This is a genomic window from Actinopolyspora lacussalsi (genome assembly GCA_030803735.1).
GTDB classification, from domain to species: Bacteria; Actinomycetota; Actinomycetes; order Mycobacteriales; family Pseudonocardiaceae; genus Actinopolyspora; species Actinopolyspora lacussalsi.
The window spans coordinates 4,329,476-4,346,019 of sequence record JAURUC010000001.1 but is presented as its reverse complement, the minus strand read 5'-3'; the positions used below and the strand labels follow the sequence as shown (position 1 = coordinate 4,346,019).

Below are 16,544 nucleotides of genomic sequence, written 5' to 3'. Positions count from 1 at the left end.
CCACCGGCACCGCGGCGGGTGGCGCCGCACACCGGTACTACCCAAGAAAGCTACCGTACAGTAACATAACGCGGTATGACCTCCGAGTTCGACTGGGTAGCCGACGCGATGAACAAGACCGTGCCCTGGGTTTCCACCGCGGGGATCGAGTTCTCCGAGCTGGAGCGGCAGCGAGTCGTGTGCTCGCTGCGCGATGTCGCGGAACAGCGGAACCACGTGGGCGGCCCGCACGCCGCCGTGATGTTCGGGCTGGCCGAGACCGCCTCGGGCGCGGTGACACTCGCCGCGTTCACCCCGCTGCTGGACCGCGCCACGCCACTCGTGACCCGATCCGAGATCGCCTACCGCAAGCTGGCACTCGGCGACCTGACCGCCGAAGCGGTACTCGGCCGTGAGATCGACGAGGTGCGCGCCGAACTCGACGGCGGAACCCGCCCCGAGTTCCCGGTGCACTGCACCATCCGGGACGGCGAGCACAACACGACCGGCGAGATGACGGTGTACTGGACGCTGCGGCCGAACGACTCCTGAGCTCGAGGCCGTCCCAGCAACGACGGCCAGCGCCCCGAAGCTCTCGACAGCCGGTCAGTCCCACTCACCCGGATCGGCTTCGAGCAGGTCCGAGAGCCGTTCGAGGAACACCCGCTGGGCGGGCAGGATTCGGCGACTCGCCCGATCCAGGTCGAACCAGGCTACGCGGTCGAGCTCCGGGAACTCCCGGAGCCGACCCGACCCCTTCGGCCACTCCATCGTGAAGGTGCCGGGCACCATCGAACGCGGATCGATCTCGCCCGGCACCGCCCAGACCGTGACGACCTTGCCACCCGACTGCCGCGCGCTGCCCAGCGACTCGAAACGCCCGGCGGGCGGATCCATCCCCAGCTCCTCGCGGAACTCCCGCCTGGCTGCCTTCCAGGCCGACTCCTCGGGGGTGTACTCACCCTTGGGCACCGACCAGGCCCCCTGGTCGCGGTTTTCCCAGATGGGTCCGCCCATGTGACCGAGCAGCACCTCGGCACCACTCTCGCGTCTCCGGAAGACCAGTATCCCGGCGCTGGTTCTGACCACGACGTCAAATTCCCACGAAATCGCCGCGCCAGTGGGGCGGCACGGTGGAGGCCGGCGTCAATTTCTCGCGAAATCGCCGCGCCGCCTCGACGCGGAGCCGAGCTCCGAACACCCCCGCAGGGCGAACTCCGGCCACCCCCGCAGCGAGAGCCGTGCGAGAGGTTCCGCCAAGTAACCACCTACGCGAGCCGCACCGTCGAAGCATCGCCAGGGACTCTCGGCGAATTCCCAGTCGCGCCCCCGCCCGCACCCAGTTGAACGGACCAGAGTCGGTACCGGGCCCACGGATGTTCCCCCATCCGTTCAGACACAGAGCCGAACCGACCTTCGCGTTAGAGGAGCCATGACCGCGAGTCCGACGAGCCCCGAGCGCTGCGGGGCGACGTTCCAGTTTCCCTACGAGGAGCCGGTCGGGACGACCGAACGAGCCTCCCCGGAAACCACCTCCCCGCCGCTGGGCCCGAGCACGGTGGACATCGTCATCCCGGTCCACAACGAGGAGCGCGCGCTGCGCGGCTGTGTCACGACGTTGCACGAACGGCTGCGAAACGACTTCCCGTTTCCCTGGCGCATCACGATCGTGGACAACGCCAGCACCGACAGCACCCCCGAGCTGGCCGAACAGCTCTCGGAGGAGATGAGGGGGGTCGACTGCCTGCGGCTCGATCGCAAGGGACGCGGGCTCGCGCTTCGCACGGCCTGGGGAAACACCGACGCCGACATCGCGGTCTACATGGACGTGGACCTGTCCACCGGGTTGGACGGCCTGCTGCCGCTGGTCGCGCCGCTGGCCAGCGGTCACTCCGACATGGCCATCGGCAGCAGGCTCGCCCCCGCGGCCCGCACGGTCCGGGGGCCCCGGCGCGAGCTGATCTCGCGCTGCTACAACAAGCTGATCAGGCTCACGCACGGCAGTCGCTTCAGCGACGCCCAGTGCGGTTTCAAGGCCGTCCGTACCTCGGCGCTGCGCCCGCTGCTGCACGCCACCAACGACGACGAGTGGTTCTTCGACACCGAACTGCTGCTGTTGGCCGAGCACAACGGCCTGCGGATCCACGAGGTTCCGGTCGACTGGGTCGAGGACACCGACAGCAGGGTGAAGGTGTTCAACACCGCCGTGGACGATCTGCGCGGGCTCTGGCGGATCGCCCGCCGCAAACGCACCGGTGCCGCCCGGGTCGCCGTCCCCCCGCGCGGTCCGGTCACCTCCGAGCACCCCGACGCGGTGCTGGCGCCGGAGTCCAAGCGCTCCCGGCTGTTCGGACAGCTCGGCTACTTCGCGCTGATCGGGGTGTTCTGCACCATCGGCCAGGCGGTGCTGTACTGGCTGCTGCGCCAGTGGTGGCCCGCCGTGGCGGCCAACTTCGTCTCACTGCTGGTGCTGACGATTATGAACACGGAGGCGAACCGGAGGTTGTCCTTCCGGGACTCCAAGACCGGTTTGGGCCGGGCCCACATCGGCGCGGGCGGGCTGTTCCTGCTCGGCTACCTGGTGACCTCGGCGGCCGTACTGCTCTACGACTCGGCGGCGGGCGACGCCTCCCCCGCCGCGGAATCCGTGGTGCTGGCATGCGCTTCCGTACTGGTCACCGCCATTCGTTTCCTGTTGCTGCGGACAACGGTGTTCCGCCACGACGACTCCAGCTCACCACGGCAGGAAAGTGGTGAGACGAATTGAGTACCGAAACAACGGAGGACGACAACCACATGGGTTCCACGCGGATATCGGGAACCATCACCGATGCGGCCGGGGGAGGTGAACCCGGAGTAGGTGACTCCGGAGTAGGTGAACAGCGCCCCACCGACCATCGCGCCGCGAGCGGCCCACTGTGGTCGAAGATAGCGCTGGCGGCGATCCTAGTACTCGCGGCCGGACTGTACGGCTGGGCGATCGGCTCGCTGGGCTGGGGAAACACCTACTACTCGGCCGCGGTGAAGTCGATGGGCGAGAGCTGGGTGAACTTCCTGTTCGGGTCGTTCGACCCGGCAGGGGTAGTCACCGTCGACAAACCACCCGCCGCGCTGTGGCCGCAGGTGATCAGCAGCAAGATCTTCGGCATGCAGGGCTGGGCGCTCATCCTGCCGCAGGTGGTCGAGGGCGTGCTCACCGTGCTGTTGCTGCACCGCACGGTACGGCGCTGGGCCGGTGAGAGCGCGGCGCTGATCGCGGCCCTGGTGCTGACGCTGACCCCCATCACGGTGGCGATCAACCGGGACAACAACCCGGACCCGCTGCTGATGCTGTTCCTGGTGGCTGCCGCCTACGCGCTGACCCGCGCGTCGCAGGCCAACCGCGGTAGGAACGCCACGCTGTGGCTGTGCGGATCGGCGGCACTGATCGGCTGCGGCTTCCTCACGAAGATGCTGGCCGCCTGGATGGTCGTGCCCGCTTTCGCCGTGGTCTGGCTGATCGGCTCCCGGTTCGGCTGGGGAACGAAGCTGGCGCAGTTGGGGGCGGCGGCGGTGTCGCTGCTCGTGTCGTCGCTGTGGTGGGTGGCGATGGTCGATCTCTGGCCGGGCAACCACCCCTACATCGGTGGCAGTGAGGACGGCTCGGCGTGGAGCCTGGTCATCGGCTACAACGGCCTCGGCCGCGTGTTCGGCGGCGAGGGTCCCGGCGGCGGAGGCACCGGCGGTCCGGGTGGCGGCGCCACCGGGTCCGGTAACGGTTCCGACAGTGGCTCGGCGAACGGTTCGAACGGTCTTCCCGGCGGCACGGGTGAGCTTCCCGGTGGAGGCGGCGGCTTCCCGGGCGGAGGCGGCGGCCAGGGCGGTGGTTTCGCGGGGAGCGCCGGGCCGCTGCGGCTTTTCAACGACCAGCTGGCCGGCCAGATCAGTTGGCTGCTGCCGCTGTGCCTGATCGCGCTGCTGCTGGCCATCACGGTCGGCGTGTTGCGGCGCAGCGGTGATCGAACCGTGGGACAACCACTGGCCGCGGGCGGCTGGGCACTCTGGGGACTGTGGCTGCTGATCTGCGGGGCGGTCTTCTCGTTCCAGCAGGGCACGATCCATCCCTACTACACGACACAGCTCGCGCCCGCGGTCGCCGCGCTGTGCGGCGGTCTGGTGGTGCTGCTGGTGCGCGCCCATCGTGCTGGGTCCCGCTGGGTACCCGCCGCGGGCATGCTCGGTGTGGTGGCGACCGTCTGCTGGGCGGCAGTGATCATCCGACGCACTCCCGACTGGATGGGCTGGCTGGCCTGGGCGGTGCTCGGTGTCGGGGCGCTGGCCGTCGTGCTGCTGGCCGTAGGCTGGAAGTGGTCGCGGCTGTTGCCGCTGGCCGCGGCGTGCTCGATGGTGGCCGTGCTACTGGCGCCGGGTGCCTGGGCGATCAGCGAACCGGCCGGAGGATCCACCGGCATGGGAGGAACCAACCCGACGGCCGGACCGTCGAGCATGGGCGGTTTCGGCGGTGGCGGTCCCGGAGGTGGTCGGGGCGGCAACGGATCCGGTGGTTTCCCGGCAGGTGGCGGACCGGGAGGAGGCCGGGGTGGCACCTCGCTGAGCGACCGGCAACAGGCGGTCCTGGACTACGCGATCCAGCATTCGGGATCGGCTCGCATCAAGCTGGCGATCAGCGGCGGCTCCATGTCGGCCTCGTCATATATCCTGCACAGTGACGCCACGGTCATCGGAATGGGCGGTTTCACCGGCAGTGACAACGCTCCCTCGGTGTCACAGTTGGCGGAGTGGACCGACAACGGCGAACTGCGGTACGTCCTCGGTTCGGGCGGTGGTCCCGGTGGCGGCGGCCGGGGCGGCGGCCCCGGTGGCGGTGGCTACTCCCAACAGCGGAGCGAGTGGATCGAGCAGAACTGCTCCGAGGTGGATTCCTCCGAATATCTGAGCGACAGTCAGAGCGAGACCGACAACCGGAGTCAGACCGGCAGTCAGAACAGCGACGACGGTGACGCGTCCGGATCCGGTTCGGGCGGATCGAGTTCGGGCACGGGGCAGTCGTCGACGCTGTACGAGTGTGAGTGAAAGACCGAGTGGGAAGAACAGCATGGGCGAATCCGACGCGGCCGTCGAGCGGCGGATCCTGGTCGTCGAGGACGAATCGAGTATCCGCATCCTGTTGGAGTCGACGCTGCGGCTCGCCGGCTACACCGTCGGCGTCGCCGAGACCGGGCAGCAGGCGCTCGTGGAGGCGCAACGTTTCCGCCCCGACCTGGTGGTGCTCGACGTGATGCTGCCCGATCTGGACGGATTCGCGGTGACCCGCGGGCTGCGGGCCGCCGGGTTGGAGACGCCCGTGCTGTTCCTCACCGCACGCACCGAGGTCGACGACCGCATCGAGGGGTTGTCGGCCGGTGGCGATGACTACGTCACCAAACCGTTCAGCCTGGACGAAGTGTTGCTGCGCATCCGGGCGATCCTCCGGCGCACCGGCCACGAGGAGGGCAGCACTGGTGCGGCGGACTCCGACACCCTGCGCTACGCCGATCTGGAACTGGACCAGGCGGCGCACGAGGTTCACCGGGCGGGCGAGTACATCCAGCTCTCGCCCACCGAGTTCAACCTGCTGTCATATCTGATGACGAACGCGACGCGGGTGGTCAGCAAGACCCAGATCCTCGATCAGGTGTGGAACTACGACTTCGCCGGTGACGGCAGGATCGTGGAGACCTACGTGCGGTACCTGCGGCGCAAGATCGACCGGTTCGAGCCGCCGCTGATACACACCGTGCGCGGCGTCGGCTACTGCCTCCGGCTACCGCGGGAACACGCCGGGACGGCGCCGTCGTGACGGGTGGGGTGACTGTTCCGGACTGGCTGCGTGCCCGCTCGTTGCGGCGCAGGCTGCTGATCGGCGCGACCCTGCTCGCCACGCTCGCTGTGCTGGCCTCGCAGGTGATCGGCGTGGTCGTGCTGCGCTCCTGGCTGCTGGGGAGGGTGGACGAACAGCTGGAGGATTTCCGGCCGCCCCGGCCGGAGGCGATAGGTGGCCCGATACCGGGTGAACCAGACGACGGACAGCGGCGGCTGCCCTCCGATTTCCGGGTGTACTTCTACACCCCGAGCGGCGAGTTGCGTAAGTCGCTGGGCAGCGGACCCGAGAACGGCCCGGAACTGCGGACGGCGCAGGCCGGGAGCTTCTTCGAGTACCGGGAGCCGACCACCGTGCCCGCCAGATCCGGCGGTGACAGCTGGCGAGTACTGCGGCAGGACGTCCCCGGGGAGGGCTCGGCGGTGGTCGCGCTACCGCTGGACACGCTGCAAGGGGCCGTGTCGAAGCTGCTCTGGCTGAACTCGGCACTGCTGCTGGCCACCGTGGTGGGGCTGATCGCGCTCGGCCGGTGGGTGGTGCGCCTCGGGCTGCTGCCGCTGACCAGGATGGAACGGACGGCGGGCGCGATAGCCGAGGGGAACCTGGAACTGCGCCTGCGCGAGACCGATCCGCACACCGAGATCGGCAGGCTCGGCCGGGTGCTCAACACCATGATCGAACGACTGCGGGCCGCGCTGCGGGAACGCGAGTCCTCCGAGGCCAGGCTGCGGCGGTTCGTCGCCGACGCGGGACACGAGCTGCGCACACCGCTCACCTCGATGCGCGGTTTCGCCGAGCTGGTGCTCAAGCACGAGAGCCTGCCCGCGGAGCAGCGGCACGAGGCGCACCGGATGATCGAGCAGAACGCCGAACGCATGAGCCTGCTGGTGGAGGACCTGCTGCTGCTGGCCAAGCTGGACCAGGAGCCGGTCTACGACCGGGAGGAGGTCGACCTGCTCTCGGTGACCGCCGACGCGATCAGCGGCACGGCGCACCGGGAGTCATCCTCGCGGGTACGGCTGGATCCGCTACGCCCGGACGCCACGGAACTGGAGTCCGTGCGGGTGATCGGGGACTCCCACCGGCTGCGTCAGGTGGTGGGCAATCTGGTCTCGAACGCGCTGTCGCACACCCCGCCGCACACCGACATCCGGGTTCGGGTGGGCACGGCCCCGGCAGGCAGCGCGAACGGCGGACTCAACGGCTCCGCGCGGTGGGCGTCCGGCCCGGAGCTGGTGGCGGGCACGCCGACCGCGATCGTGGAGGTCACCGACTGGGGGCCGGGACTGACCCCCGAACAGGCGGGTCAGGTGTTCGACCGGTTCTACCGGGCCGACGCGGCCCGCACCCGGGAACACGGCGGCAGCGGCCTGGGGTTGGCGATAGCCGCGGCCATAGCGGGAAGCCACGGTGGCCGGATCGAGCTGGACACCCGCGCCGGGCGGGGAGCCACCTTCCGGCTCGTGCTGCCCGAAGCGGGGTGAGCGGGCTCGGTCCTGCCCGAACGGCGCGGTCGCGGATACTCCGCTTCACCGCGACCACGCCGGAGCACCCGGGCGGGTCCTCGCCCGGCGGAAAGCCGTTCAGCCGAGCAGCTGTTCCCGGAGCGTCTTCTTGGAGAACTTGCCGGTGCTGGTCTTGGGCAGCTCGTCGACGAACCACACCTCGTCCGGGAGCCACCACTTCGCCACCCGCTGCCGCAGGTGGTCGAACACCTGCTCGGAGGTGAGCTGCTTCCCCTCCTCCGTGACCACGCAGGCCACCGGGCGCTCGGTCCACTTCGGATCCGGCTTGGCGATCACCGCCGCCTCGGCCACGTCCTCGTGGGCCATGATGTGGTTCTCCAGCTCGACTGAGGAGATCCACTCGCCGCCGGACTTGACCAGGTCCTTGGTGCGGTCCACGAGCCGAACGAAACCGTGCTCGTCCATCGTCGCCACGTCGCCGGTGCGCAGCCACCCGTCGGAGGTGAACGCGTCCCGCCCTTCGTCGCCGTAGTAGGACGAGGCGATCCAGGGACCGGCCGCCTGCAGCTCACCGGGCGTGGCACCGTCCCACGGCTGTTCCTCCCCGGTGTCCATGTCCACGATGCGCAGGTCCACCAGCGGCACGGCCTGGCCCTGCGTGGCACGCACCTCGATCAGCTGCTCGGTGCTCAATCCGTCGTGGTGACTGCGGGGGCTGGCCACCGAGGCCAGCGGGCTGGTCTCGGTCATGCCCCACGCCTGGGTGATCGGAATGCCGATCGCCTCGCGCCACCCCTCGGACAGGGCCGTGGGAATGGCGGAACCCCCGCCGACGACCACCCGCAGGCTGGACAGGTCGTGGTCGCCCAGCAACGGCAGCATCCCCATCCAGATGGTGGGCACGCCCGCGGTGGTGGTGACGCGATGGCGCTCCAGCATGCTCACGAGCGCCTCGGGCTTCATCGCCGGACCGGGGAACACGATCGAGGTACCCGCGAAAATCGCGGCGTAGGGCAGCCCCCAGGCGTTGACGTGGAACATCGGCACCACGGGAAGCATGGTGTCCCGTTCGCTGAGCCCCACCGCGTCGACTGTCAGGCTGACCAGGGAGTGCAGCACCGTGGAGCGGTGCGAGTAGACCACGCCCTTGGGCTGACCGGTGGTGCCGGAGGTGTAGCACATCGCGGCGGCCGCGTTCTCGTCGGCGACCTCGAAGCGACCGCGGAACGGCTCGGCGGCGGCGAGCAGCTCCTCGTAGTCCCGGATGCGGGGATCGTCCGGGACCTCGGAGTCGGCACCGTCGTCGAGGACCACGAAGTACCGCACGGTGGTCAGCTGATCGGCCACGGGCCACAGCATCTGGAGCAGCGAACGATCCACGAACACCACGTCGTCGGCGGCGTGCTCGGCGATGTAGGAGACCTGTTCGGCGAACAGCCTGATGTTGAGGGTGTGCAGCACGCGTCCGGTGCACGGCACGCCGAAGTAGAGTTCGAGGTGACGCTGGGTGTTCCAGCCGAACGTGGCCACCCTGGCCCCTTCGGGGACCCCGAGTTGGTCGAGCACGGTCGCCAGTCGCCGGACGCGCGAGGCCCACTCGGCGTAGGTGCTTTCGACCTCACCGCGCAGCGTGGTGGTGACGATTCGCTTGTCCTGGAACTGCCGCTCCGCCCGGTGGAAGATGTGCGGGATGGTGAGCGGACGGTCCTGCATCAGTGCCTGCATATCGGGCTCTTTCGTTCTGGTGGGGTGAGAGCGCCCCGGGAGAGCCGGTACGGACCGAGCCCCGGTCGGCGTGACTGGTGACACAGTAGTGTCTATCACCCGCTCGGGGGTATTGGCACCACGTCATCACCCCGCGATGTTCGCGGATCGTTGTGCGGCGGGCACGATCGTTGTGCGACGGGTGGGGATGTCGATCTCTCGCGAAACCGCCGGGTCGGCACGGCCCTCGCCCCGTCGATTTCTCGCGAAATCGCCACGGGCAGGGCTCAGAAGTCCTGCTCGGAGTCGTTGTCGCGCCGTGACGGGCGGCCGCGCAGTCTGCGCAGGTGCACCCGCCTGCTGAGCCGGATGGCCGGACGGATGGCGAGCTCGATACTGCCGATCAGAAACAGCCAGGTCCCCTCGGTGGTGGTGGCCTCCCAGAAGAAGAGGATGCTGCCCACCATGAACCACAGCGCGATGAGGATGTCGTTGGCGATGCTGATCACTTCGTAGCGCTTGCGGATCAGCAGCTCTTCGTGGCCGATCCGCAGTACCAGCGGCGTGGAGGAGGAGGGATCGGACTCGTGCATCGCTTCAGCGTCCCATCCGGATGTCGGTTGCGTTCGTGGCCCGGCCCGAGGTCACGCCGGACCGCGGCGGTGGACGAACCGGAACCGCCGCGGCCACGTGACAGTCCACCGCCGAAGCGGTTCCGAAGAGCGGTTCCAGAGTTCCGGGGCACCGCGTCCGTGGTGCGGAGGTGGTGGTCGCACGTCCTCATCGACCGGTCAGGCCGTTACTGGTCAGGCCCTGACCGGTCAGGCAGCGACAGCTCAGGCCACGCCCTCCGGACTGGCGCCCTCGATGGAAACGCCCGGAGCGGTGATGCGTTCGATCTCGGCCAGATCCTCGGCATCGAGCCGCAGCTCCGCGGCGGCGAGGCTCTTCTCGATGTTGCGGGAACTCCGCGCCCCCACGATGGCGACGTGCACCCCCTCCTGCGCCAGCACCCACGCGATCGCGAGCTGACTGACGTCGGCTCCCTTGTCGGCGGCGAACCGCGCTAGCCGGTCGACCACCTCCAGATTGCGTCGGAACGTCTCACCCGTGAAAGCGGAGGACTGCGAACGCCAGTCGTCGGCCTCGAAGGTGGTGTCCTGGCGCAGCCCGCCGGTCAGCAGTCCACTCGCGAGTGGGCTGTAGGCGAGCACCCCGATGTCGTGCTGCCGCGCGTAGGGCAACGTCTTCCGTTCGATACCCCGCCGGAACAGGTGGTAGGGCGGCTGCAGCGTCTCCACTGGTCGGGTGCGGTCGAAGTCGGCGAGCTGGGCCGCGTCGTAGTTGGACACACCCACGTGCCGGATCTTGCCCTCGTCGACGAGTTCCTGCAGCGCGGCGGCGGTCTCCTCGGCCGGGGTCTGTTCGTCGGGCCAGTGCACCTGGTAGAGATCGATGTGGTCGACGTCGAGCGCACGCAGGCTCTCGGTGACGCCCTGCCGCAGTGACGCGCGCCGGGCGTCCCTGGGGCGCTCCCCGCCCGGGTTGATACCGCCCTTGGTAGCGATGACGAGACTGTCACGGTCCCGTGCCAGTTCGGAGCGCAACGCCCGCCCCAAAACCTCTTCGGATTTGCCGAAGCCGTATGCCTGGGCGGTGTCGAAGAAATCGACTCCGAGTTCCCGTGCGTGCCGAATGGCCGCGATGGCCTGTTCCTCGTCGAACGAACCCCATTCGCCACCCAATTGCCAGGTGCCGAAGGCGATTCGCGACACCGCCATACCCGTCTTTCCCAACACGATCTGCTGCATACTTCCATGAGATCGAAAACCCCGGAAACACGCCACCCAGGCCGCGAGGCATCGCGCCGCCCGGCCGGCGCGGGACCGACGACGAAACCGAAAAACCACACTTCCGGGGTGAATCCGACGGATTCGCTGGCGAGCGCGCGCACCGGTTGAGCATGTTGATCACAGGTGTCCCGATCGGGAATCACACCTCTTCCCCCGAACGGAACGGAAGGTGATGTTTCATGCTCACTCGCGACCACGGCACGTACCCGCACCACGGATTCCCGCGCGGTTTCCGGGTCCCGGTCGTCCCGCGAGTCCGCCGGGTCTTGTTCCCGCTGCTGGCGGCTCTGCTGCTGGGCGGATCGGTTCAACCACTCGCGGCGGGCGCGGTGCCCGGTGCCGACCGGCCCTGCGACGTCGGAGTGTTCTGCGCCTGGTCGGAAACCGACTACGCGGGCAACGAGCACTCCTCCGACCTGCGCGGCACGAACATGGAGGAATGCGTGCGACTGGACGGGGACATCGAGGCACGTTCCTTCGTCAACCGGATGGACAGACCCGTCACGGTCTACCAGGACGCGCGATGCGCCACCAGCGCGGACTTCAGCACCTATCCCGGCGGCAGCTTCGTGCCCCGCGCACCGTACGTGGTGCGGGCGATCAAGGTCTGGACGCACTGATCGAAGTTTTCCGGTCGGATTGTCGGGGTGCTCGCCTGACGGAACCTCCCGCGGGCTCTCGCTCCGGGGCCGCGACACCGGGGAGGTGGTTCGGCCGAGACCGGGAACGGCGCGGCGGAATCAGGCGGAACGGACCTACAACCGGGAAATCAGTTCGGACAGTTTTCGGGCGGAAACGTCCCAGGTGTATCCGGCCGCGTGCGCACGCGCCGCCGCGACCACGGAACCGCGCGATTCGACGTTCTCGGTGCGACGCACCGCCGTGGCGAATTCCGCGGCCGAATCGGCGTCGAAAAACCACGCGTTACCGCCGCTCACCTCACGGAAGATGGGAATGTCGCTGCACACCACCGGAGTTCCGGCATTCATCGCCTCGATGACCGGCAGCCCGAATCCCTCGTCCCGCGAGGCCGTGACCAACGCGGCGGCACGACGCAACAGCGATCGGTACGCGGATTCCTCGATGCCGTTGTGGAAAACCACTTCGGCATTCGAGGGGACGATCCGGCGCAGCTCGCGTTCCCGCTCGGGCGGTATCCGGCTGAGCAGGTGAAGGCGATAACCGCGCAAGCGGGCCATTCCCGCGACCAGGGTCGCCACGTTCTTGTAGGGCATGAACGACCCCATGTAGAGCAGTTCCCCGCGAGGAGCGCCCGCGCCCCGGTCGGGCTCGTCCACCGCGACGTCCCCGGAGGTCGCGGTGGACGACTCGGTAGCTCCGCTCACCGCGTCCGGCCGGTCGACCGAGGCGTGCGCCTCCCCCGGAGCGTTGGGCACCACCGTCACCGACCGAGCGGTCAGGCGGTGGTGGGCGATCAACCGCTTGGTCGTCTCACTGACGGTGACCACCGCGTCGGCCCGATTGAGCAGCAGCCGCTGCGGCCACCACGCGTGGTGGAACAGCCACCACACGACCCGGACCGGCACCGGCAGGAAACCGGGCGGGCGGGGATCGCGGTAGTAGATCAGGTCGTGCAGCGTGAGCACGAGAACGTATCGGCGCCGGAATCCACCGATCACCTGGAGCGGGCTGAACACCACTTCGGCCCCCAGCCGTCGCAGGGTGCGCGACACCAGGAGTTCCCGGGGCGAGAACGGACTGTTGATCAACCGGTAGGGCACTCCGTCCGGCAGCAGCCGCAACTGGCGCCTGTCGTGAATCAGCATGGTGACCGGGCGGAGGCGGTGCAGCGCTTCGATGATCCCGGCTCCGTAACGGCTGATGCCGTCCGGGAAGTCGGTTCGTGTCCAGCGGGCGTCGACGAACACCCGTTTCGGCGCCGTGTCCTCCTGCCCGCCGTCGTCCTTCCCACCGGCGTGGCGCTCGACCTCGGGATCCGGGTGCGGGGTCACGCGGAGTCCAGGAAGCGTCGGATAGAACGGGCCGCGTGCCGTGGGGCTTCGTAGTGCACCAGGTGCCCCACCTCCTCGATGACCTCCAGCCTGGCGTCCACGAGCGAATCGCGCATCCGTCGCTGCCCGGTGAGCGGTGCTATCTCGTCGGTCTCCCCCGCTATCAGCAACGTGGGCACGGTCAGTTCGGCGGCGTGGTCGGCCACGGTGTCGGAGATCGAGGAACGATAGGTCTCGACGAGCAGCGCGGGGCTGTGGAACCGGCTGAAATGCCGCAGGTGGCTGTCGTGCACGAAGCGCCGCACCCTCGGATCCCGGCTGCGCAGCATCGCGTGACTCGCTCCCAGCACGATCCATCTGTTCGAGAGCAGTGCTCTGCCCAGCCGTGCGGGCAACAGCTCACCGATCCGGTAGTAGACCGAGGTCAACCGGGCGAGCAGCGCCGCGGGGCCGTGCGAGGCGGGGGTGGATATGGGATTGAGCAGCACCAGTCGTCGTACCAGCTCCGGTGATCCCGCCGCCACGGCGGCGGCGATCACCGAGCCGAAGGAGTGCCCGAGCAGATCGATCCGTTCCCCGCCGTGATCGAGTCGGCGCAGCAGCTCGACCACGGTCCGGGCGTATCCGGCGACGTCGTGCCGTCGCGTGCTCATCGGTCCCGAGTCGCCGAAGCCCGGCAGGTCAGGGATGAGGAGTTCCCGCTCCGGCAGTGCCGCCGCCAGTGGTTCCAGCCCGTGATGGGTGCCTCGCAACCCGTGCAGCAGCAGCGTGGGAGGGCGCGAGCGCTCCGCACTCCCGCCGAACGGGTGATCGGCTTCGGGACTTCCGGCCTCCGGCGGCTCGGACACGGCGGGGGCGTATCGCCAGCAGTGCAGCGCGCTGCCGCCGACGTCCAGCCGCTCGCGGCTTCTGCGGCCGCGCAGGGAAACGGCCGGGAGCTGTTCGTGATCGGCTGCTGGCATCGGCGGCTCGGATTCCTTTCGGTTCATCCCTCGTGGCTCGGACGGGCGTCCGGGAGTACCGCTTCCGTTCGCGGTGACGGCACTCGCGGCGGACCGCTCGGCGGTGGCTGCTCAGCCGGCCAGCTCGGTGTGAACCTCGGTCGGGTCGTCGGTGTGCACCGGGTCGATCAGGTGGTGGTAGACCGACTCGAACCGGGCGAGCACGGCTTCGATGTCGTGGGCCTCGGAGATGATGTGCTGGCTGAACGCCCCCATGCCGTCGATGGTGGCGCGTTCGGTGACGACCTCGTCGATGGCCTTCGCCAGGGCGTGCACGTCGCGCGGCGGGTAGAGCCAGCCGTTGCGTCCCGGCCGCACCAGGTGCGGCAGTGCCATCGCGTTCGCCAGCACCACGGCGGTTCGGGCGGACATCGCCTCCATCGTCGCCAGGCTCTGCAGTTCCGCGATGCTCGGCATGCAGAACACGTCGGCACGCGCGTAGGCGGCGAGCAGCTCCTCCTCGCCGACCAGCCCGGCGAAGCACACCCGGTCGGCGATACCGAGCTCCGCCGCGAGCTGTTCGAGCGACTCACGCCTGCTGCCGTCACCGATGATCTCCAAGCGGGTGGCGGCGTCGGTGTGCAGCAGGGACATGGCCCGCAGCAGATCGTCGACGTGTTTCTCCTCGTCGAGCCTGCCGACGAACAGCACGGTGCGTACGGCCGGGGCTGGATGCTGTTCCCGGTACTCGGCCGCGGCGCTGCGATAGCGGTCGATCTCGATGCCGCAAGAGATCGGCAGTGCCCGCTTGTTGAAACCGTGCTCCCGCAACAGCCGTACCGCGCGAGGGGTCGGCGCTGTGACGGTGGCGGCCTTGCTGTAGTGCCTCACCAGGTTGCGCCACAGCACGGCGGCGGCCGTGGACTGCAGGAAGCGGGGGATCGGCAGATAACCGAAGATGTTCTCCGGCATGAAGTGATTGGTCGCCACCAGTGGAATCCCCATGCGGCGGGCGGCGTTGATCACACCGCGGCCGATGAAGAAGTGCGACTGGACGTGCACCACGTCCGGCCGGATCTCGCGCAGCAGGCGTTTGGCCTCGGCGGAGGCCCGCCAGGGCGGGCAGACCCGCGTCGTCGGATGTGCCGGGGTGCCGTAGGAGCTGACCCGGTGGACGGTGACGCCGTCCTCGGTCGCGGTGTACGAACGGCGGTCCGGGGCGTGGCAGATCACGTGTACCTCGTGGCCACGTGCGGCCAGTCCTGTGGCCAGGCGGTGGGCGAAACTGGCGGCACCGTTGACATCGGGCGGATACATGACTGCTCCGAGCACGATCCGCAGCGGCCGCCCACTGGGTTGCGAAGTCACTGCTACTCCCGTTACGAACTATCGACCGAGGTTACCCGTCGGTCACTGCCGTTGGGGGTCACGGTATGTGCGCCGCTGCCGCGGTTGTCCGGGTGGTAGCGCGCCAACGCGAATACACCGGCACAGGCCACGGCGGCACACACCCCCTCGGCGAAGGCGGTCCCGGGACCGACGGCGTCGGCCTCCCCCAGCAAACCGATTCCCAGTCCGACCGCGACCAGCGGATCTATCACCGTGAGGCAGGCGACGACCAGATCCGGCGGACCACTGGCGTAGGCGTGCTGCAACAACCACCCACCGATCAGCACCGACACACCCATGCCGAGCAGCAACCACAACTCGATGTCGGCGAGCCGCCCCGAGGTGACCTGCTGGGAAACCGCCCGCAACAACAGCGAGACCAGGCCGTAGGCGACGGCGCACCCGGACGCGTAGGCGATGCAGCGCATCGATCCGCTGGTCAACAACCCGATCAGCCCGATCGTGAGCACGGCCACCGTCACCAGCTCGATCGCCGTTCCCGCTGCCTGTGGGCTCACGGCGGTGGGGGTGGCGCTGCGCACCGCGAGGAAGACGAACGCGGACACCCCGGCGGTTATGGCCAGCGCGGCGAGCACCGAGGAGCGCGGCAGCCTGTCCAGGCCGATCCCCGATTCGCGGGATCTCAGCAGCACGGTCAGCGGCAGTGCCAGCACCCCGAGTGGCTGCACCACGCTCAGCGGCGCCAACCCCAGTGACAGGGCGTGCAGCACCGTTCCGCCGCCCAGACAGATCAGTCCCAACAGCCAGCGGCTGTTGCCCACCAGCCGCAGCTGACTGCGAACCCCCAGTTTGCGATCGGAGATCGTGGCATGTACCGCACCGTGTTGCAGGTGGGCACCGAAGGCGTTGCCGAAAGCCGCCACCGCCGCGAGTAACACCGCGATCGTGGTCATGTCAGATCACGTCCGCTCATGAGACCGCCGTCCATCGCACCGGTGACGCCGTCTCGTTTCGAGTGTCCGGGATCGTTTCGGGTATCGGATGTGCCTCGAACCTCCCATGTGGCTCCTCCGGAACTGTATCGAGACCAATCTCGCCCACCGGGGCCTCACCGGCATCGGGGTTCACCCCCGACTCTCCCGCATGTGACCCCGACACGGTCGGGCGGATACCGCGACCGGCCCGTGCGCTCGGCCGCCACGGAAAACGGCACACCGTCCGGCACGGACGCATCAACGCGGGGCCGACCGCGGCGCGACTCGGACATCCCCGCGCACGACTGTAGAACACATCAGGTGAACAGCCGGGCCACTCCGGTGAATCGGTGGTGTTCGTCCCCGCGTACCGGATCGGACCGCACACCAGCACATCGACGGCCGGAACGGGGGCGGTCCGAGCACTCGGTGAGATCGACTTTT

Annotated in this window: 14 protein-coding genes; 6 read left to right on the top strand and 8 right to left on the bottom strand. The window is 68.8% G+C overall.

Annotation, left to right across the window (positions count from 1 at the left end; all coding sequences use genetic code 11):
• The first annotated feature begins 75 nt into the window (after nt 1-75).
• Nucleotides 76-531: a DUF4442 domain-containing protein gene (locus tag J2S53_RS19315; protein WP_456242166.1), complete on the top strand. Its 456-nt coding sequence runs from the start codon at nt 76-78 to the stop codon at nt 529-531.
• Between the two features lie 54 nt (nt 532-585).
• Here the strand turns inward: J2S53_RS19315 and J2S53_RS19310 are convergent, their stop codons facing one another.
• The gene (locus J2S53_RS19310; RefSeq protein ID WP_456242165.1) at nt 586-1,068 is read right to left on the bottom strand and encodes an NUDIX domain-containing protein; all 483 of its coding nucleotides are present in this window, start codon (nt 1,066-1,068) and stop codon (nt 586-588) included.
• A 343-nt stretch (nt 1,069-1,411) separates the two neighbouring features.
• Between J2S53_RS19310 and J2S53_RS19305 the strand changes: the two genes are divergently transcribed.
• The 4 genes from J2S53_RS19305 to J2S53_RS19290 are packed head-to-tail and all read left to right on the top strand — an operon-like array spanning nt 1,412 to nt 7,323.
• Nucleotides 1,412-2,746, top strand: coding sequence for a glycosyltransferase (locus J2S53_RS19305; protein WP_456242164.1), 1,335 nt, complete (start codon nt 1,412-1,414; stop codon nt 2,744-2,746).
• A complete protein-coding gene (locus J2S53_RS19300; protein WP_456242163.1) occupies nt 2,743-5,052 on the top strand; it encodes a glycosyltransferase family 39 protein in 2,310 nt (769 codons plus the stop codon). The genes J2S53_RS19305 and J2S53_RS19300 overlap by 4 nt, the downstream gene beginning before the upstream one ends.
• A gap of 22 nt (nt 5,053-5,074) precedes the next feature.
• The gene (locus J2S53_RS19295) at nt 5,075-5,818 is read left to right on the top strand and encodes a response regulator transcription factor (RefSeq protein WP_456242162.1); all 744 of its coding nucleotides are present in this window, start codon (nt 5,075-5,077) and stop codon (nt 5,816-5,818) included.
• 8 nt (nt 5,819-5,826) lie between these two features.
• Nucleotides 5,827-7,323, top strand: coding sequence for a sensor histidine kinase (locus J2S53_RS19290; RefSeq protein ID WP_456242161.1), 1,497 nt, complete (start codon nt 5,827-5,829; stop codon nt 7,321-7,323).
• Between the two features lie 99 nt (nt 7,324-7,422).
• Here J2S53_RS19290 and J2S53_RS19285 read toward each other — a convergent pair whose 3' ends face one another.
• The 3 genes from J2S53_RS19285 to J2S53_RS19275 form a co-directional block, all read right to left on the bottom strand.
• Nucleotides 7,423-9,030 carry a long-chain fatty acid--CoA ligase gene (locus tag J2S53_RS19285; RefSeq protein ID WP_456242160.1) on the bottom strand — a complete coding sequence of 536 codons (1,608 nt, stop codon included), beginning with the start codon at nt 9,028-9,030 and terminating at the stop codon, nt 7,423-7,425.
• Between the two features lie 266 nt (nt 9,031-9,296).
• Nucleotides 9,297-9,602, bottom strand: coding sequence for a YrhK family protein (locus J2S53_RS19280; RefSeq protein ID WP_456242159.1), 306 nt, complete (start codon nt 9,600-9,602; stop codon nt 9,297-9,299).
• Nucleotides 9,603-9,845: 243 nt separating this feature from the next.
• Nucleotides 9,846-10,820: an aldo/keto reductase gene (locus J2S53_RS19275; protein WP_456242158.1), complete on the bottom strand. Its 975-nt coding sequence runs from the start codon at nt 10,818-10,820 to the stop codon at nt 9,846-9,848.
• A gap of 221 nt (nt 10,821-11,041) precedes the next feature.
• Here J2S53_RS19275 and J2S53_RS19270 point away from each other — a divergent pair, with 221 nt between their 5' ends.
• Nucleotides 11,042-11,482 (top strand): peptidase inhibitor family I36 protein, encoded by a 441-nt coding sequence (locus J2S53_RS19270; RefSeq protein ID WP_456242157.1) that lies wholly within the window; start codon nt 11,042-11,044, stop codon nt 11,480-11,482.
• Between the two features lie 135 nt (nt 11,483-11,617).
• Here J2S53_RS19270 and J2S53_RS19265 read toward each other — a convergent pair whose 3' ends face one another.
• From J2S53_RS19265 to J2S53_RS19250, 4 genes are all read right to left on the bottom strand, one after another.
• Nucleotides 11,618-12,751, bottom strand: coding sequence for a glycosyltransferase family 4 protein (locus tag J2S53_RS19265; protein ID WP_456242835.1), 1,134 nt, complete (start codon nt 12,749-12,751; stop codon nt 11,618-11,620).
• An 80-nt stretch (nt 12,752-12,831) separates the two neighbouring features.
• A complete protein-coding gene (locus J2S53_RS19260) occupies nt 12,832-13,797 on the bottom strand; it encodes an alpha/beta fold hydrolase (protein WP_456242156.1) in 966 nt (321 codons plus the stop codon).
• A gap of 111 nt (nt 13,798-13,908) precedes the next feature.
• Nucleotides 13,909-15,144 (bottom strand): glycosyltransferase, encoded by a 1,236-nt coding sequence (locus tag J2S53_RS19255; RefSeq protein ID WP_456242155.1) that lies wholly within the window; start codon nt 15,142-15,144, stop codon nt 13,909-13,911.
• 11 nt (nt 15,145-15,155) lie between these two features.
• Nucleotides 15,156-16,079 (bottom strand): hypothetical protein, encoded by a 924-nt coding sequence (locus tag J2S53_RS19250; RefSeq protein ID WP_456242154.1) that lies wholly within the window; start codon nt 16,077-16,079, stop codon nt 15,156-15,158.
• Between the last annotated feature and the right edge of the window lie 465 nt (nt 16,080-16,544).

Excerpts from the sequence above, each read along its gene's own strand:
- J2S53_RS19315 (WP_456242166.1), top strand. The coding sequence starts at position 76 with ATGACCTCCGAGTTCGACTGGGTAGCCGACGCGATGAACAAGACCGTG.
- J2S53_RS19305 (WP_456242164.1), top strand. The coding sequence starts at position 1,412 with ATGACCGCGAGTCCGACGAGCCCCGAGCGCTGCGGGGCGACGTTCCAG.
- J2S53_RS19295 (WP_456242162.1), top strand. The coding sequence starts at position 5,075 with ATGGGCGAATCCGACGCGGCCGTCGAGCGGCGGATCCTGGTCGTCGAG.
- J2S53_RS19285 (WP_456242160.1), bottom strand. The coding sequence starts at position 9,030 with ATGCAGGCACTGATGCAGGACCGTCCGCTCACCATCCCGCACATCTTC.
- J2S53_RS19280 (WP_456242159.1), bottom strand. The coding sequence starts at position 9,602 with ATGCACGAGTCCGATCCCTCCTCCTCCACGCCGCTGGTACTGCGGATC.
- J2S53_RS19275 (WP_456242158.1), bottom strand. The coding sequence starts at position 10,820 with ATGCAGCAGATCGTGTTGGGAAAGACGGGTATGGCGGTGTCGCGAATC.
- J2S53_RS19270 (WP_456242157.1), top strand. The coding sequence starts at position 11,042 with ATGCTCACTCGCGACCACGGCACGTACCCGCACCACGGATTCCCGCGC.
- J2S53_RS19260 (WP_456242156.1), bottom strand. The coding sequence starts at position 13,797 with ATGCCAGCAGCCGATCACGAACAGCTCCCGGCCGTTTCCCTGCGCGGC.
- J2S53_RS19250 (WP_456242154.1), bottom strand. The coding sequence starts at position 16,079 with ATGACCACGATCGCGGTGTTACTCGCGGCGGTGGCGGCTTTCGGCAAC.